This is a genomic window from Niallia sp. Man26 (genome assembly GCF_022049065.2).
GTDB lineage: Bacteria > Bacillota > Bacilli > Bacillales > Cytobacillaceae > Niallia.
The window spans coordinates 1,111,296-1,126,862 of record NZ_CP095744.1 but is presented as its reverse complement, the minus strand read 5'-3'; the positions used below and the strand labels follow the sequence as shown (position 1 = coordinate 1,126,862).

Genomic DNA, 15,567 nt, shown 5'->3' with positions numbered 1-15,567 from the left:
TTCGTGAAGAAGTTTAGAAATAGCTTGGTAGTTGCTTTAACTTTACTCTTATTAAGTGCATGTTCACTTAAGGAAGATGCAGCTGCTTTATATAAAAAAGAAACACCCCTTGAAGCTCAATTAGAAATCCCCTCTTCTTTAAAAGCAAAAGAACCAGCTACCATTAAGGTGACACTTACTCAAAATGGTGAAAAAGTAGAACACGCAGACTATGTCCATTATGAGGTATGGAAGCAAGATGGCACTATCCAGAAAAATATGAGAGATGCTAAGAATGAAGGGAATGGAGTTTATAGTATAACGGTAAAAATCGACAGTGATGGTCTTTATTTTGTAAAGCTACATGCTAGTAATAACGATTCAATCATTATGCCGCAAAAGCAATTTATTGTCGGAGAGCTTTCGGACAGTGAACTAGAGTATTTACAAAAGGATGTCAAAGTACAAGAAGAAAGTCAGGAGCACCATCATTAATAGTAGACTTTGAAAAAGAGCGGAAAAGCTCTTTTTTTGTGCCAAAAAAGTCAGCTTATGTATGGACAAATTCTTTAGCATACAAACTCTTATGCTTTCTTCTTTAGCCATGTTCCTTCAGCTAATTTTTCATCAATAAAATCTAATACAGTCTGCAATTGAGCCATCTGTTGTTTTATTTTTTCTTTATGCTCGAGCATACCTGTTACCATTTCAGGAATCATTTTACTTGATTCCGTTATATCAAGATATAATTTTATCTCTTCTAAACTAAGATTTACTTTTTTCATACAGATGACCATTTGCAACCGTTCAATATCGGATGGTGAAAATGCACGATGTCCATTTGGTAGCCGTTTAATCTTAGGAAGCAAGCCTGCTTTTTCATAATATCTAATTGTATCAATGGTTAACCCAGTCAGTTTGCTTGCCTGCTTGATTGTATACACGACAATCGCCTCCTTCTTTTAGATGTAATTATAAAACATGAAGTCAACTCCAGGTCAAGCTATAATCTTTACTCTTGACCTGAAGTTAGCTCCATGTTTTATACTACAGTCATTCATTAATAGGAGGTTAAAAAAATGGTACAAACACAAAAAAGAACAGCTCTTGTTACTGGAGCAAACAGCGGAATAGGCTTGGAGCTGACGAAGAAATTAGTCGAGAATGGCTGGGAGGTAGCTGCTTTAATACGCTCTGAATTTCCAGAGGAAGAGCTGGAGCTCCAACAAAAAATCCGTCAACAGGATATCCGAATTTATACTGCCGATTTATCTGATTTTACGAAACTAAAATCTGCTTTAAGGCAAATAAAGGAGAACGAACCGAAGCTGGATGCTCTCTTCAATAATGCAGGAGGCAGTTTCCCAAATCTCCTCTTTTCTCCGCAAGGACGAGAATTGCATTATGAACTCCAGACAGTCGTTCCCTTCATTATCACGATGGAACTGCTTGACCTTTTGAAAAAGGGATCACCGGGTATCGTTATCCAGACTAGTTCAGAGGCATTTAAATTTAAAAGATCTTTCGTCCCGGAGGAATTGGCAAACCCGCCTAAATTTCAGAAGCTGATTGGTCCTTATGCAACGACTAAGCTGGCAATTACGTTGTGGACATATGCATTGGCACCAGAGCTGAAGAGAGAAGGCGTGACAATTATCAGCGTTGATCCGGGCAATAACAATACAATGCGTAAAGGCAGAAATGGCGGCTTGCCACTGATTATACAGCCGTTCATTCATTTGTTTGGTCCCCATCCTAGTATAGGAGCAAGCCATTTGTTTTCTGGGTTGAACAGATCCCCGGAAGAAACTGGATTTTATATATCTAAAGGAAAGCCTGCTTCGTTCAAATTCAAACAGCACGGATCTCAAGTTTTACGACAAGTACAATCTGTATACGAAAAAGAATATTTGCCTCTATGAGTGAGTACTGCAGGCAGTCGAGACTTTCTAAGACAGCCTTTTAATTATCTATTATCGGCAATGTTAACTTACAAAAAAAACAGGTACGAATATAAAGCTTCGCACCTGTTTACATAATATTTTTATTAATTACTACTTCTTTTCTCTATTTTGAAAAAGTTTATTTTATGTTTCATTTCATTGGTCATCTCACCTAAGCTTACAGCTGATGCACTGACCTCTTCAATTGAAGCAGACATCTCCTGAGCTGATGCTGAAATTTCCTCAGCTGATGCAGCTACATCTTCTGCAATCGTTCCAGTCTGATCCAATTCCTTCATTATTGTACTCTTATCATTCTGAATTTTGATGGACGATTCTTTAATTTCTTTTATTTTAGGAGATACTTCCTCTACTGCATGGATAATTCCTTCAAAAGAGTGAATAGTTGTATCTAACTGTTCTCTTTGTAATTGAAGTTCTTTGTTTACATCTTCTGCTGATTCAACCATTTGCGTAGTATCTTTAGACACACCATTAATAATAGAATCAATTTTTTCAGAAGACTCTCTGCTTTTTTCTGCCAAGTTTCTTATTTCATTCGCAACTACCGCAAAGCCTTTTCCAGAATCACCAACTCTAGCTGCTTCAATCGCCGCATTTAAAGCTAAAAGGTTCGTTTGCTCAGAAATGGAATTAATTATTTCTGTCATCTCGTTTACATTGCGGATGTTTAGTTCTACTGATTTCACTCGTTCTATCAATTCTTTAAACGTTTCATTCAGTGAGCCGAAAGCCTTAATCATCATATTCATTTCTTGACTGCTTTCATTAGCCATCATTAGTATGGAATTAGTGCTAGAATCAACATCATTAATGGATTGCGCCATAGAATCCAAGCTTGTTCCAAATTCATTCAGCCCTGAATTTACACTTTTTAGTCTCTGATGTTGCTCTGTTGCTCCTTCAGCCACAGTCGTTATAGCTGTCGCAACATTTTCTGAAGTGGCAGACATTTGCTGAGAAAAAGAAGACAGATTTTGAGCATGATCATCAATACTTAATGCATTAGCTTGAAAATTATTAATAACATCTGTTAAGTTATTCTGCATGTTGCAAAGAGATCTTCCAATATCCCCCAACTCATCTTTTCTAGCTAAATCTTTCTCTTCAAATTTGTTCACTAACCCACCATCAGCGACAACTTCTGCTATTTTGCTATATTTCCTAGCTGTTCTACCCATACGGTTTGAAAAAACAACTATCGCTAAAGTTACCAGCACGATGGAGACAAAACTAGATATAACGAATATTTTTAGCAAATCATTTAAGCTGTTAAAGAGATGTGTTTCACTTACACTGATCCCTATCTTCCAGTTTGTATTAGGAATAGTCGAGAAGTAGAAATAGTACTTTTCATTATCAGCTGTATATTCTGTTTTGCCAGTTTCGTTCGCTAACATGTACTTAGAAGCAGCTGCAAGAGAATCATTTTGATCATCCAATATGCTTTCCTTTGTTAACCGCTTCTCATCTACACCACCGAGAAGTACCCCATCACTCTGTACCAATAAGGCTTTTCCTTCATAATCAATTTCTGCTTCTGTAATTAATTTTTGAATACTGCTAATATCCACATCTACTGTAACTACACCCATTAAGTTACCGTTTTGATTGTTAAATGGATATGCAGTTGTAACCATCGAAACATTAGTAGCAGGGTCAGAATATGCTGTCGTCCAGCCACCATCTGTTTGAGAACCAACTTTATACCACTCTGTCGACCAAATATCAACGTCTCCAGTAGTATATGAATCATCAAGGATAATCTTATCTCCATCCTTGTATGCATATGGTGCATATTTCTGCTTGCCTTTAACAGCATTCGGTTCAAACCAAACACCCATACCAAATGATTCACTATACATAGGAACATAATTTTTTAACAAATCATCATAATCCTTTTCCTTTAATAAATCTGAATTTACTTCAACTGTTTTGGCAAGACTTTGCGCTAAACCATTCTCTTTTTCCAAAATAATATTAATACCTTGAGCAGTTTCCTCAAGCTTTGTATTCATTGCATAGTCCAACTGTCGCTTAATAATTTGTTTGGAAAATGTATATCCAATGGACGAAATAACGACTAGCGCAACGATAATAATAGGAACAACAAACGAAATCAATGATGTTGCAATACTCTTCTTACGATGTTTGATTCTCATAATCTCTCCTGTTTACTTTAATTTTAGAGTGCTATATCGATACTATCGTCAAGGGATAAAGAATAATGAAGACATTAACGAAAAAACCGCAATTTTCGACATATGGTTTTTTTTGAGAGTATTACGTATCATAAGAGGTAAAAAAAGCAGGATTGTCGAAAGTAGTCGTTTTATGTATTATGATACCAGTAGTTATTTTTACACATTGGAGGAAAAAATGGGGAAGCTATATACCTTTGAGTTGGATGAAGAAAAAAGCACGTTATTTGTAAAAGTCGGCGGTTTCTTTAAAGAAGAAGATGCAAAAATATATTTAAGCGAGTTTCAAACCATCGTTAATACGATTAACCCTTCAAGGTATAAACTAATTATTGATGGACGCGGTCAAGAAAAAGTGGCTGGTCATGTGGTGGAAGATATCACATTCGTTTTAAAATTATATGCGATGGCTAATTTTAAAAAGATAATCATTATTAATCCTTCCACTCCAGCTTCAAGAATGCAGGTTGAAAATTGTGTAAAAGAAATTAACTTTCCTGGAATTTTTGTAGATTCTATTGATGAAGCGTACAGTATATAAGGTTAACGTTCATTGTTAATTGTAACGGGGTCAGTTACTGACCCCTATTTACATCCAAATTAAAAAAGCCGAAAATATGCAAAAATAAATTTGCATTTTTCCAGCTCCTTTTCATTTCATCCTCTATAAACACTTTCGCATGTTCCAGCCGCTGGTTCATAAAAACAATGTTCTTTAAATTGCCCCGTAAAAGGTTGGTTATACCAGGTTGGGGGACATGCACCACTTGGATTAAAGTACCATAAAGCAAATTTCGCTGGATGATCTCTCCAAAACTTCACCGTTTGCAGTGCTAATCTTCTTTCAGACTCTCTTGCTCTTTGATAAAACACATTGCCCTTTTGAACAGCTTCAAAAGAGTAATTTCCTCCTTGAACTTGAAAAATGACTTGTTGAACATTTCTTAAATCTTTAAAGTCTGTACAGTTGGCGACAACACGGTTTACAATGACATTTCCAACATAGAGCATGCCTTGATTTCCTTCACCCTCAGCTTCAGCTCTCATCATTCTTGCCATTAAGTCAATGTCTGAATCTCTGTACGCTATTCTGGCCATTTTTCCACCTCCAAAATATTGTATGAAAAAAAAGCCAGCTTATATGACATTGTTAATGAAATATTAACAGATAAATTTATTACTTCTTATACATTCTTAGAAATATAACATTATTATCCTATAATGATACGCTCTTTTGGATAGTGATACGGATGTTTAACTGATTTGCCTCCCATAGCGAATAGGAAGGTAAACATTCCGATCTTCCCGATAAACATTAATAGCATGATTACACACTTACCAGCAGCACTCAAATCTGGAGTAATTCCAAGCGAAAGGCCTACAGTGCCAAAAGCAGAGGAAACTTCGAATAAAATTTCCATTAAGGAAAACCTTGATTCGATGCATGTAAGAATGACAACTGCTACACTGCAAAGTATCATAGCTGTAGTGAATACAATGAACGACTTAATGATATCTTCCTCATCAATCTCTCTTTTAAATATTTTTATTGTTCTATTTTCGTTTGCATAATTGTATATCGTTAGCAGCATCACAGCAAACGTTGTGGTCCTTATCCCCCCGCCAGCACTGCTTGGAGATGCTCCTATAAACATAAATATACTCATTAACAAAATGGTAGGTAGCGATAGTTCGTTCACATTGCTGATCGCCATTCCGCCAGTTCTTGAAGATATGGAATAAAACAAAGCATGGAAAAAGGATTGATGCCAATGCTTATCTGCAAAGAAATGATTGTACTCAAACAAGTAGATGATAAAAAATCCAACAACAATCAGTATGAAAAAAGTTGCTGTTGTAATTTTTGTGAACAACGAGAATTGGAATGTGCTCTTCCCCTTATGTCTGACCCACTGACTTACCTCCATTAACACAGGAAATCCAAGGGATCCGATAATAAAAAGGACAATATTAAAGGTTAGCACAAAATAATCATCTGCGAATGGAATTAGTGACTTTCCAGTAATATCAAAACCAGCATTGGTTGTAGCAGCAACAGAAGCGAAGAAACCTTGCAAATAAGCCTCTTGCCATGTAGGGAAATACTTCAGAAAATATGTACCGATGGCAATAGCCCCTAATAGCTCAACCGTGACAAAGAAAAAGAAAATCAATCGTATAAGCCGAACGATTCCGGAAAAAGTCGGGCTGTTCTGTTCTGTAGTCATGAGTATTCTTGCTCTTAATCCGATCTTTTTTCCAGATACAAGCCATAGTATTGTACCGAATGCCATGACTCCAATACCACCAAACTGGAGGATGACCGAAAATATAAACGTACCGGGAACACTAAGCAGCTGGCTCACATCTACCGTAGCTAATCCTGTAACTGTTACCGCACTTATTGAAATGAAGAGCGCATCAATTAGTGCGAGCTCTGTATCCTGCTTTTGAGTTATAGGCAGCAGCAACAAAATGGTTGAAATCATCACAGCTACTATGTAATAAAAAACAATTATTTGAGCAGCAGATAGTCGTTTTGTTAAAATCTTTATTTTACTTTTCATTTTTCTCCAACTTCTTTATATTTTCTGACGAACTTATATACTTACATTTATTTTGTCCTTTATATTGGATAATAAACTGAAATACCACGTAAGCAATATAAAGAAAAAGTTAGTTGCTAATATTCCATACTCCCTTACCAACTGCAGCTCTGAAAAAGAAGTTTTTCTAATCGTGTTACAAGGGCTTTCTAAAGGATTTCCCTCTTAGCAGGAACAACGGATAATTTTCCATTAACAGTTAAAAATATATATATGACAACATGTACAAGGAGTTCCTTATGAAAAGCAATCATGTTTTTGACGATTTTGCTAAAAAACAACAACTGCTAGAAGATGAAAAATTACAAATGTGGTTTGATCATTCCCTTTTTACATTCCAATGGTGGTTCGGTGCTTTATTGCTTATCATTTCAATCGTAATATTTATTATATTTAGGAAGAGAAATAGCACAGACCGCCTACTTTACGTAGGAACTTTTACTGCCTTGCTATCCTCCTTACTTGATCTAGTTGGCAATTCTCTAGGTTTTTTTCATTATCATTATGAAGTCATACCATTTACAGATAATTATTTTCCTTGGAGTATTTCCATAATACCAGTTTCAATCATGTTCTTATTGCAAGTAAAACCTAATACAAGTCCCTATATTAAAGCACTTGCATTATCACTAATAGTATCTTTTGTCATCCTGCCATTTCTTAAGTTCATTGGGATATATCACCCTGTTCATTGGAAAATGTATTATTCGGCTCCCGTAATATTTATTATTTATTTAATTGCTGATTATTTATCTAAAAAGGATAGATTTACGAAGTTGAATGAAGAGTAAAGGGAGTATGAACCTGAACATATAAGAAAAAGTCTGCCAATTCCAACATGGCAGACTTTATTCACTATATATAATTTACACTTCTGATTTTAAATTACTTTCGTGTTTAGAATTTTGATTAAATTCTTGCTCGAGGTTATCAAAATACTTTAACTTAACCTCTATTTTGTCAAAGGCTTTATCTAGTTGCCTTTGTTTTTCTTTTAGAACTGCAAATTGTTTTAATAATATAGACCGTCTTGAATCAAAATTATTTTCTCCATTTACTGTTAGGGTAATAATTTCTCTTAAATCACTTACTGGCATTCCAGTTACTTTTAAACAAACAATAAAATCTAACCATCCAAGGTCTTCTTCTCGAAAAACACGATAACCATTTTTATCTCTTTTTACGAATGGTAATAACCCTTCTTTTTCGTAAAAACGTATAGTATGAGTAGGTAATTTCATCTTTTTTGATACTTCTTTAATCATATACTCTGCCATAATGAAACCTCACTTATGAGTGTTATATTCTGCTTCTGTAAACAGTATAAACTTTAAAGTAAACTTTAACGCAACCTAAAAAACCATATCTAGTAGTCATCATACATTAGATTTTTAGTAGTTTTTTTCTAATTGTAAGTCTTTTATCTACCAAATAACTAATATATGCAAGTATTAGACCTACAAATGATTGAAGAGCACCAATATAGAAAATATAAGCTAAACTAAATGAATCTATAATGATTCCCCCAAAGAAGGAAGCAAAAGAGATACTAATATTAAAAGCTGTATTAGTTAAAGTGGATGCAAGGTTTGGAGCATCTGCTGCTAGAAGTACTAGCCGGGACTGGATAGTAGGTAGAAGCGCATATGCAATTAACCCCCAAATAAATGTGATAGGAATAACTAATACTTTATTTGAACTAACAACCCCATATAAAATCATTACTAATATAAGTAAAACGATATTTATATTAAGCCAAGGCATTAGCCTCCAATCTGACAGTTTTCCACCAATAATACTCCCAACAGTTGAACCTACTCCAAATATTAACAGTATCCATGAGATACTACTCGATTCAAAGTGAGTTAAGTTTGTTAAAATGGGTGTAATGTAAGTGAACGCTAAATACATTCCTCCAAATCCGAAAAAAGTAATGAACAATGCCAGAATTATTTGTGGATTGATTGAAGCAAGAATTTCTTTTTTCACATTAAATTCTGCTCGATCTTTACTGGAAGGTACAAACATTATAATTCCGAGAAATGAAATGATTCCTAGAATTGTAATAACCGCAAAGCTATATCTCCAGCTTAATTGTTGACCGATAAACGTCCCTATTGGGACTCCTAAAACGTTTGAACTTAAAAGGCCTGCAAAAATAAAACTAACTGCACGTCCGGATCGTTCTTTTGAAACTAAATTAGTTGCTAATAGTGCACAAGCACCCATATAGGTTCCATGTGTAAGCGAAGCGATGATACGAAATAAAATTAAAGATTCATAATTAGGCGCAAATGTCGAGCCAAGGTTTCCAATTATAGAAAAAAGAATCAATAAGAGAATTAATTTCTTTCGAGGCATTTTTAATGTAAGCAAGGTCATAATTGGACCACCTATAGCAACTCCTAGGGCATAAACAGAAACAAAGTGCCCCGCTTTAGAGATGGGTATATTTAAGTCCTGTGCAACATCAGGCAAAATACCCATTAACACAAATTCAGTCATACCAATAGCAAATGCTCCTATTGCTAAGATAAATATAGAAATTGGATAATTTCTCATTTGTATCAAGCCTACTTTCCAAAATATTTAAAGCACTTGGAAAGTAATTATACAGTTTGAAGTTTACTTTAAAGCAAGTACATGGTCGTTGCTTATAAGAAAGAAGCAGCTATTTTATATAAGGGATGACTGACGATTGTTAATTCTTACACCTATAAGATAAATGTTAGTTAGAAACACTTAATTCAATTAAGTTAGAAGCCATTAAAACATTATTAGACATAAAAAAACCCTTCCTTAAATGAAGGGACATAACAATTATGAAATAAACTCAGAATAAAAGAAAAATAGTTCCTATTGTGATAATAAAACATCCGAATATGGTATTCTTCGTCGGCTTCTCTTTTAATATAATGATACTTAAAATCATCGTAATCACCACACTAAATTTATCTATTGGTGTGACTATAGACACTTTCCCGATGGAAATAGCTGCAAAAAAACATAACCATGACAGCCCTGTTGCCATACCAGATAAGATTAAGAATATATAGCTTTTTCTAGTTATGGTTTTCATTTGAGTATGTGTACGTTGAAAGAATACAATCCCCCAAGCAAAAATAATAATTACGATGGTACGTATGAAAGTAGCTGTATTTGAATCTACATCTTCTATACCAATCTTCGCGAGAATCGCTGTTAGTGCGGCAAAGATTGCTGATAGGAAAGATAATAATATGTATGAGTTGGAATAGGACGTATTTGAATTTTTTTTGAGTCTTCCTATTAATATAAATGTACCTATTGTAATCAGAGTATTACCGATAACAACCATTGTTGTAACAGGCTCACCTAAAATAATAAATGAAAGGAGTATTGTCATTACTACACTAGATTTATCTATAGGCACTACTTTTGAAACATCCCCTATTTGTATTGCTTTAAAATAACAAAGCCATGATAGTCCAGTTGTTATTCCAGATAGTACAATAAAGATAAAGTCCTTCCAATTAATTAGAAAAATATTATCTAAGTTATTAGTAACCACAACCATTAAGAAAGACATGATTAATACAACAATAGTTCTAATCGCTGTAGCCAAATTAGAATTTACATTTTTTATTCCTATCTTTGCTAGAATCCCCGTTAATGCAGCAAATACTGCTGCTAATAATGCCAATATAATACTCATGCTAATCATCTCTTTATCTATTTATTTGGAACAATGGATACTCATTGATATTAATCGGTAAACCTACATCTTGTATCGTACATTTTTATAGATATATGTGCAAATTTAAGAAAAGAACAAAACTAACAATAACAACAACCAAAGGCCTTTTCTAACAATCCCTTTCCGTTTTTTACTTAACTAACATTCTCGTTTGGCTCAACAGAGGTTAAATAAAAAAGAGCATTAATCCTATTAGATTAATGCTGCCATTTTTAGAAAAAAGTAATCCAGATAGTAACCAATCAATCAACAACTTCTATAGTGAATTTATATGCGGTTTCGATCGGAAAATAATTATCTTCATTTTTTCTATTTTCTGGATTAGGTATTATAAAGGCAACAAATTCATATAACCCTGCTTTATCTGGTGCAGTGATATAATATGTCCCATATTCTGGATTTATAGAATTTTTATCTAATAATAAATAGGAGTGGCCATTCATTTTAATTTGTTTCCAATCCAGCATAGATAAAATCAAATAATTTTCTACTTCCTCAGGTATAGATTGAGTTAAATTTGCAAAATATGCTAGTTCTATTCTCTCTTCTTTTTTTACCTTTATTGAATATGGTGGGAATAAAGCTTCGTCCATATTTCCAATATTATTATTAATTACTAACCCTTCAAAAGATACATCATCAACTGTTTTACTTATTGTCGAATCTTGATTTTTTAAAGATATTGTTCCATTATCTTCATAAAAAATTTCATAATCTAAAGTCATCCCGAAAAAATTTGTCATTAATTTTTGGATTTTAGTATGTTCATTTGGAGAAGCATATATACCAACTGTAAGTTTATGTGATTTATTATCTTTTAATATATCTCCATTTAACTCAAAGGGTAATGTAATGGTATTTCCGGTCTCTAATTCAAATATATATGATGAATCAAACTTATTTTCATCCAAAGGTTTAAATTTAATTTCTTCATAATCATAGAAAATTTTAAGGATAAATGGTTCGTCTCTTAAGTTATTTGAAAACGAAACTGCTAAAATATCTTGTGGTGTATCCATTAAAATTCTTCCATTAACATTATCTATACTTTGATTGGCATTACTGTTCATAGGAATATCAACTCCAAGAGAATAACCTTTCCCTAAATCTAAAACGTCTTGCGGTGTATCAGAAATCATTTCAGAAGATTGCTCAGTGGGCTTTATACTTTGTTTATTAATATAATAAGAAGAAAAGAAGAAAATAGTAATTACTAGCAAACAAAAAACTATTTTCTTCCCTTTTGAAAATTTCTCCATCATTTTAACGACTAGCTCAATAAGTTAAACTAGTATTAGCAGTAGAAAACCAGCTTGAAGAACTAGTAATTTTCATTTGATGATATCCAGTAAATTTTGCTTTAGTAGTATTAGCTATTAGTTGCCCACTATTTGCTATAGAAGTATTGTTTAACGTTTTCCATCCAGATGAAGAAGTACTAGTTCCATTATTATTACTATCTACTTTTGCTCTAATTGAATACACATTTTGACTTGTACTAGTTTTTGCTGTTGCACGAGGCTTTAAAAGAGGTGGCTTGGAACCTGTTAAGTTTCCTTTAATTGTTACTGTGGCTCTACTTACATTATCACTAAAAATAACTGTAGATTCATCACTTAATACAATATCTTTTTCTATTATTCTTGATTCAGCTGTCACTTCTGGTTCAGCTGCATGTCCTACAACTGGTAAAAATCCGCCCGTTAGAATACCTGCCGATAAAGCAACCGCACCAAATTTATTTAACAGATTTCTTTTTTTATTCATTGTTTTCCTCTCCTTTATAACGTATTAGTTCTTTCTGCATGATACAAATGGTGAATAATTAAAGCTATCGTTTTACTATTTCTCTTAAGATATAGTTAATTAATTGCTTGAACCATTTATCGCAGTAAAATCACATTCCCCCTTCACCAATCTCAATAAGTTACTAAGGTACTTCATGAACACACATTGCTTATACCAATTAAAGGAACATTACTCAGCAACTAACGAAGGGATAGTTCTAACCCTTTATTAATGAAGTAATACTTATACATATTTTGAATTAACTTTGATCCATTTGTTTATTTTCCTTAGTTTCCTTATTAAAAGCTGTGTTCAATTCCTATTCCTTTTAATTGGTATATTCTCAAAATACTATCGAAATAATGGAGGTTCAATATTTTGTTTATAAAGTAGTATCTTATGTATATTATGGTTTAAAGCATAGTACTCTCTATGGGGTAATAGAAATTACTTAACATAAATAGGATTATAATAAAAAAAGGCATAGCTCGGTACATTACCGGTTCCATGCCTACACATTACTTAATACACTTTTAAAACCAACATTATTTCCAAGCATAATATAGTATATACAGTGTTAATCCTTTAAAATTTCACATATCTACTCTTTGTTTTTTCATTTTCATTCATATACTCTAAAAAAATTAATCTTGTTTATATTTATCATTCTCTTCAATAAAGCAGTTAATTATTAGAAAAAATTCATTCCATTCATATTTCAATGTTTCTAGTTTATTAATCCCATCCTTTGTAATACTATAATATTTTCTAAATGGCCCTTCTTTAGACTCCTTATTATATATGGTTAGGTTTTTTTCTCTAACTAATCTTCTTAATATCGGATAAACAGTACCTTCAGAAATGATTATTTTAGTAGATATTTTTTTTACTAGTGAATACCCGTATTCATCCTCTTTATCTATTATTAACAAGACTATTAAATCAAGTACACCTTTTTTAAACTGAGCGTTCATTATTTATCACCAGCATCTGTTGTTTAATTTAACGCTAATAAGCATTAAAGGGTACTGTATATACTACTTTTTAGAAACTTTTCTGCCTCTATATATTTATAAGAAAGTAAAATTAGATTCCTTTTAGAAAATATATTTTAAAAATTGTCATAGCCATCCCTTCTCTCTTTTTAGTTATTTTTACTAGCATAATTATCTAATATAGCGTAATAATTAGATATAGTATTTTTATATCAAGGAAACTATTCAAATTTTGCTTTCTACTTCCAATGGGCGTAAGTTTTAACTTCTTAATCAGTAGGTTTCATTACTTCTCTCCATCTTATTTATTAAAAAAACAGCATCCAAAGGATGCTGTTGAACATTGTCATTTTTAATTATCAGAACCTTGGTATTGGGTCTGATGCCGTTAGCCTTCCCAACTTTGCTTATTACCTATCTTAGATATGTTGCCTTTATTTATATTTCCTATCATTTTTCAATCTTCCACGAATAACTAAGATTAATACTATAAGATAAAGCAACCCAAAAACTGTATCTAAAATTATTAAAAAAACACTGTTGAGAATAGAAGAATCTTCGTCCTTGAAAAGCGATATTACGGAAAGTGTAACAACAACTACAAAAACAATTTGCAAAATATTAAAAATTTTGTATATTTACTGCTGTTATTTTTATATCGCTCAACTAGCGATTGTCTTTTTGACCATAAACTGGTCATTATTGATTCACAGCTCCTTTGAATATCCAGTTCTTAATAGTATATTTCTTTCCATGCTTAATACTGAATGCTTTAAAGGCATTTGTAACTACCTTAACCATACTCGTTGTAACACCAACATAATTAGAAAACCACATATATTATAAAACCGCGACCATATTACCTGTAACCTTAAGTTCTGAATTGTAGTTAGTGACACTTTAGAAAGATATATTTCCACTTACTAAAGTAATGATTCTAAATTATTTAGACTGTTTGATTTCGGGATTATTATCACCTCTTTATGCGTTTACTTGAACAGTTACTTAATAAGTCACGTGGTTGTTCAATAAAAAGGTAACATAATTTCCTAACTCATTTTTTGAACATTCTGTTAACCAGCTAAAAAGTTCGATATTACTATCTATTAATTGATGTAAATTAACCAAAATCCATGACAACTTTGTGTAATAAGAGGTGTGGTAATCGCTCTTTCTTTACAAGCATGCCGAAAAGAGAAAGGAAAACAGGTAATAAAACCTTATCCTTTCTCTGGATTTTTTTATGGAATTAAGTAAGTCACCAAAGATAATAAAACTTTAAACACTCAGTATAAAAATGTCTAAACATCTATTTTGCTTTGAGTAACTCATATTCTGCCATATAAGTCAGTCTCGGTATCTTTATCATCAGCAGTTTTTATGTTGTGGACAGGATGCAAACCAAGAAAAAGTGATGGAAGTGTACTTCGGTATTCTTTTGGTGTACATAAAACTTTTTTGATAAAGTTCCGATTAAATGAGCGGATGTTTTCATATCCACAAAGATAAGCAATCTCCGTGATATTTTTTTCTGTTGTTCTGAGCAGATGACAAGCATAGTTAACCCGAGTATCATTTAAAAACTCTGTGAACGATGTTTTGACACGAGCATTAAAGTATTTCGATAAATAATTATAGCTATATCCAAGTGTGCCAGCTAAACTCTGTAAAGTAATCGGTTCTGTAAAATGTTCTTGTATGTATGTTAACAAGGTATGAAGCAATGCTGAGTCTTTTTTTTCTGTTTTAATGAGGCTTGTTTGGGCCATTAACTCGGATAATAACAAATAAAGACTAGCTTTTTGTTCTAACAAGTTGAGGTCATCTTTAAAGAGTGTTTTTGATAGAAGTATTTTTGCCTGGACAGATAGGTAGAAAATGGGATTTTCAAGGGAACGATTTTCGATCATCTTTTGAAAGGTCGGTACATAATCAGGTGAAAAAATACATATTTTAGCCCTTGATTGAGATACTGTCGAAATAGAGTGAATTTCGTTCGGTAATATTAGTAAATATTGTCCAGTGTGTAAATGAAAACTTCTTTCTTCAATCATCACTTCCATTTCGCCACCAACAACAAAGATTAATTCAAAACAACGGTGGAGATGGCTTGGAAAGTTTAAATTGCTGGAGTCATAGTTTGAAATGAAATCAAAATGGTGGGATTCATATAATAACATTGAGGTTCACCTTTTCCCAATAGGATAATTTTTGTCTAGGATTATATAAGTTTTATCTTGTTGTGTCAAACGAAAAAATGATACATTTACCAATATTAGACACACAGACATAGGCTTT

The 15,567-nt window shown here is 32.8% G+C and carries 15 protein-coding genes; 4 read left to right on the top strand and 11 right to left on the bottom strand.

The genetic code is table 11. The annotated features are described in order from the left end of the window. Nucleotides 1-3 precede the first annotated feature (3 nt). Nucleotides 4-474, top strand: a complete 471-nt coding sequence (locus L8T27_RS25150; RefSeq protein ID WP_237943709.1) for a FixH family protein — start codon at nt 4-6, stop codon at nt 472-474. Nucleotides 475-563: 89 nt separating this feature from the next. Here the strand turns inward: L8T27_RS25150 and L8T27_RS25145 are convergent, their stop codons facing one another. Next, a complete protein-coding gene (locus tag L8T27_RS25145) occupies nt 564-923 on the bottom strand; it encodes a MerR family transcriptional regulator (RefSeq protein WP_237943707.1) in 360 nt (119 codons plus the stop codon). 135 nt (nt 924-1,058) lie between these two features. Between L8T27_RS25145 and L8T27_RS25140 the strand changes: the two genes are divergently transcribed. Continuing rightward, on the top strand, nt 1,059-1,901 hold the full coding sequence (locus L8T27_RS25140) for an SDR family NAD(P)-dependent oxidoreductase (RefSeq protein ID WP_237943705.1): 843 nt from the start codon (nt 1,059-1,061) through the stop codon (nt 1,899-1,901). A gap of 125 nt (nt 1,902-2,026) precedes the next feature. Here the strand turns inward: L8T27_RS25140 and L8T27_RS25135 are convergent, their stop codons facing one another. Beyond that, nucleotides 2,027-4,105 (bottom strand): methyl-accepting chemotaxis protein, encoded by a 2,079-nt coding sequence (locus L8T27_RS25135; protein ID WP_237943695.1) that lies wholly within the window; start codon nt 4,103-4,105, stop codon nt 2,027-2,029. Between the two features lie 217 nt (nt 4,106-4,322). On the opposite strand from L8T27_RS25135, the gene L8T27_RS25130 reads away from it, so the two are divergent. Continuing rightward, a complete protein-coding gene (locus tag L8T27_RS25130) occupies nt 4,323-4,685 on the top strand; it encodes a hypothetical protein (protein ID WP_233317234.1) in 363 nt (120 codons plus the stop codon). A 116-nt stretch (nt 4,686-4,801) separates the two neighbouring features. Here the strand turns inward: L8T27_RS25130 and L8T27_RS25125 are convergent, their stop codons facing one another. Both L8T27_RS25125 and L8T27_RS25120 read right to left on the bottom strand, forming a co-directional pair. Continuing rightward, nucleotides 4,802-5,242, bottom strand: a complete 441-nt coding sequence (locus L8T27_RS25125) for a cell wall hydrolase (protein ID WP_233317235.1) — start codon at nt 5,240-5,242, stop codon at nt 4,802-4,804. 113 nt (nt 5,243-5,355) lie between these two features. After that, nucleotides 5,356-6,711 carry a TrkH family potassium uptake protein gene (locus L8T27_RS25120; RefSeq protein ID WP_237943694.1) on the bottom strand — a complete coding sequence of 452 codons (1,356 nt, stop codon included), beginning with the start codon at nt 6,709-6,711 and terminating at the stop codon, nt 5,356-5,358. A 278-nt stretch (nt 6,712-6,989) separates the two neighbouring features. Here L8T27_RS25120 and L8T27_RS25115 point away from each other — a divergent pair, with 278 nt between their 5' ends. After that, a complete protein-coding gene (locus L8T27_RS25115; protein ID WP_237943692.1) occupies nt 6,990-7,541 on the top strand; it encodes a CBO0543 family protein in 552 nt (183 codons plus the stop codon). 75 nt (nt 7,542-7,616) lie between these two features. Here the strand turns inward: L8T27_RS25115 and L8T27_RS25110 are convergent, their stop codons facing one another. The 7 genes from L8T27_RS25110 to L8T27_RS25080 all read right to left on the bottom strand — a co-directional run bounded on the left by L8T27_RS25110 (nt 7,617) and on the right by L8T27_RS25080 (nt 15,449). Next, nucleotides 7,617-8,027 (bottom strand): MerR family transcriptional regulator, encoded by a 411-nt coding sequence (locus tag L8T27_RS25110; protein WP_237943690.1) that lies wholly within the window; start codon nt 8,025-8,027, stop codon nt 7,617-7,619. Between the two features lie 106 nt (nt 8,028-8,133). Beyond that, entirely contained in the window at nt 8,134-9,312 is a 1,179-nt protein-coding gene (locus L8T27_RS25105; RefSeq protein ID WP_237943688.1) for an MFS transporter, read from the bottom strand. 271 nt (nt 9,313-9,583) lie between these two features. Further along, the gene (locus L8T27_RS25100) at nt 9,584-10,444 is read right to left on the bottom strand and encodes an EamA family transporter (protein ID WP_233317241.1); all 861 of its coding nucleotides are present in this window, start codon (nt 10,442-10,444) and stop codon (nt 9,584-9,586) included. Nucleotides 10,445-10,728: 284 nt separating this feature from the next. Next, nucleotides 10,729-11,748 carry a hypothetical protein gene (locus L8T27_RS25095; protein WP_237943675.1) on the bottom strand — a complete coding sequence of 340 codons (1,020 nt, stop codon included), beginning with the start codon at nt 11,746-11,748 and terminating at the stop codon, nt 10,729-10,731. A 13-nt stretch (nt 11,749-11,761) separates the two neighbouring features. After that, nucleotides 11,762-12,253 carry a hypothetical protein gene (locus L8T27_RS25090; protein WP_233317243.1) on the bottom strand — a complete coding sequence of 164 codons (492 nt, stop codon included), beginning with the start codon at nt 12,251-12,253 and terminating at the stop codon, nt 11,762-11,764. Nucleotides 12,254-12,918: 665 nt separating this feature from the next. Beyond that, the gene (locus L8T27_RS25085) at nt 12,919-13,248 is read right to left on the bottom strand and encodes a PadR family transcriptional regulator (RefSeq protein ID WP_237943673.1); all 330 of its coding nucleotides are present in this window, start codon (nt 13,246-13,248) and stop codon (nt 12,919-12,921) included. Nucleotides 13,249-14,597: 1,349 nt separating this feature from the next. Then, nucleotides 14,598-15,449 (bottom strand): helix-turn-helix domain-containing protein, encoded by an 852-nt coding sequence (locus L8T27_RS25080; protein ID WP_237943672.1) that lies wholly within the window; start codon nt 15,447-15,449, stop codon nt 14,598-14,600. Between the last annotated feature and the right edge of the window lie 118 nt (nt 15,450-15,567).

Bases quoted from the DNA above. Each gene is read 5' to 3' on its own strand.
- L8T27_RS25110 (WP_237943690.1), bottom strand. From the start codon at position 8,027: ATGGCAGAGTATATGATTAAAGAAGTATCAAAAAAGATGAAATTACCT.
- L8T27_RS25080 (WP_237943672.1), bottom strand. From the start codon at position 15,449: ATGTTATTATATGAATCCCACCATTTTGATTTCATTTCAAACTATGAC.
- L8T27_RS25100 (WP_233317241.1), bottom strand. From the start codon at position 10,444: ATGAGTATTATATTGGCATTATTAGCAGCAGTATTTGCTGCATTAACG.
- L8T27_RS25140 (WP_237943705.1), top strand. From the start codon at position 1,059: ATGGTACAAACACAAAAAAGAACAGCTCTTGTTACTGGAGCAAACAGC.
- L8T27_RS25120 (WP_237943694.1), bottom strand. From the start codon at position 6,711: ATGAAAAGTAAAATAAAGATTTTAACAAAACGACTATCTGCTGCTCAA.
- L8T27_RS25090 (WP_233317243.1), bottom strand. From the start codon at position 12,253: ATGAATAAAAAAAGAAATCTGTTAAATAAATTTGGTGCGGTTGCTTTA.
- L8T27_RS25115 (WP_237943692.1), top strand. From the start codon at position 6,990: ATGAAAAGCAATCATGTTTTTGACGATTTTGCTAAAAAACAACAACTG.
- L8T27_RS25125 (WP_233317235.1), bottom strand. From the start codon at position 5,242: ATGGCCAGAATAGCGTACAGAGATTCAGACATTGACTTAATGGCAAGA.
- L8T27_RS25085 (WP_237943673.1), bottom strand. From the start codon at position 13,248: ATGAACGCTCAGTTTAAAAAAGGTGTACTTGATTTAATAGTCTTGTTA.
- L8T27_RS25135 (WP_237943695.1), bottom strand. From the start codon at position 4,105: ATGAGAATCAAACATCGTAAGAAGAGTATTGCAACATCATTGATTTCG.
- L8T27_RS25105 (WP_237943688.1), bottom strand. From the start codon at position 9,312: ATGAGAAATTATCCAATTTCTATATTTATCTTAGCAATAGGAGCATTT.
- L8T27_RS25130 (WP_233317234.1), top strand. From the start codon at position 4,323: ATGGGGAAGCTATATACCTTTGAGTTGGATGAAGAAAAAAGCACGTTA.
- L8T27_RS25095 (WP_237943675.1), bottom strand. From the start codon at position 11,748: ATGATGGAGAAATTTTCAAAAGGGAAGAAAATAGTTTTTTGTTTGCTA.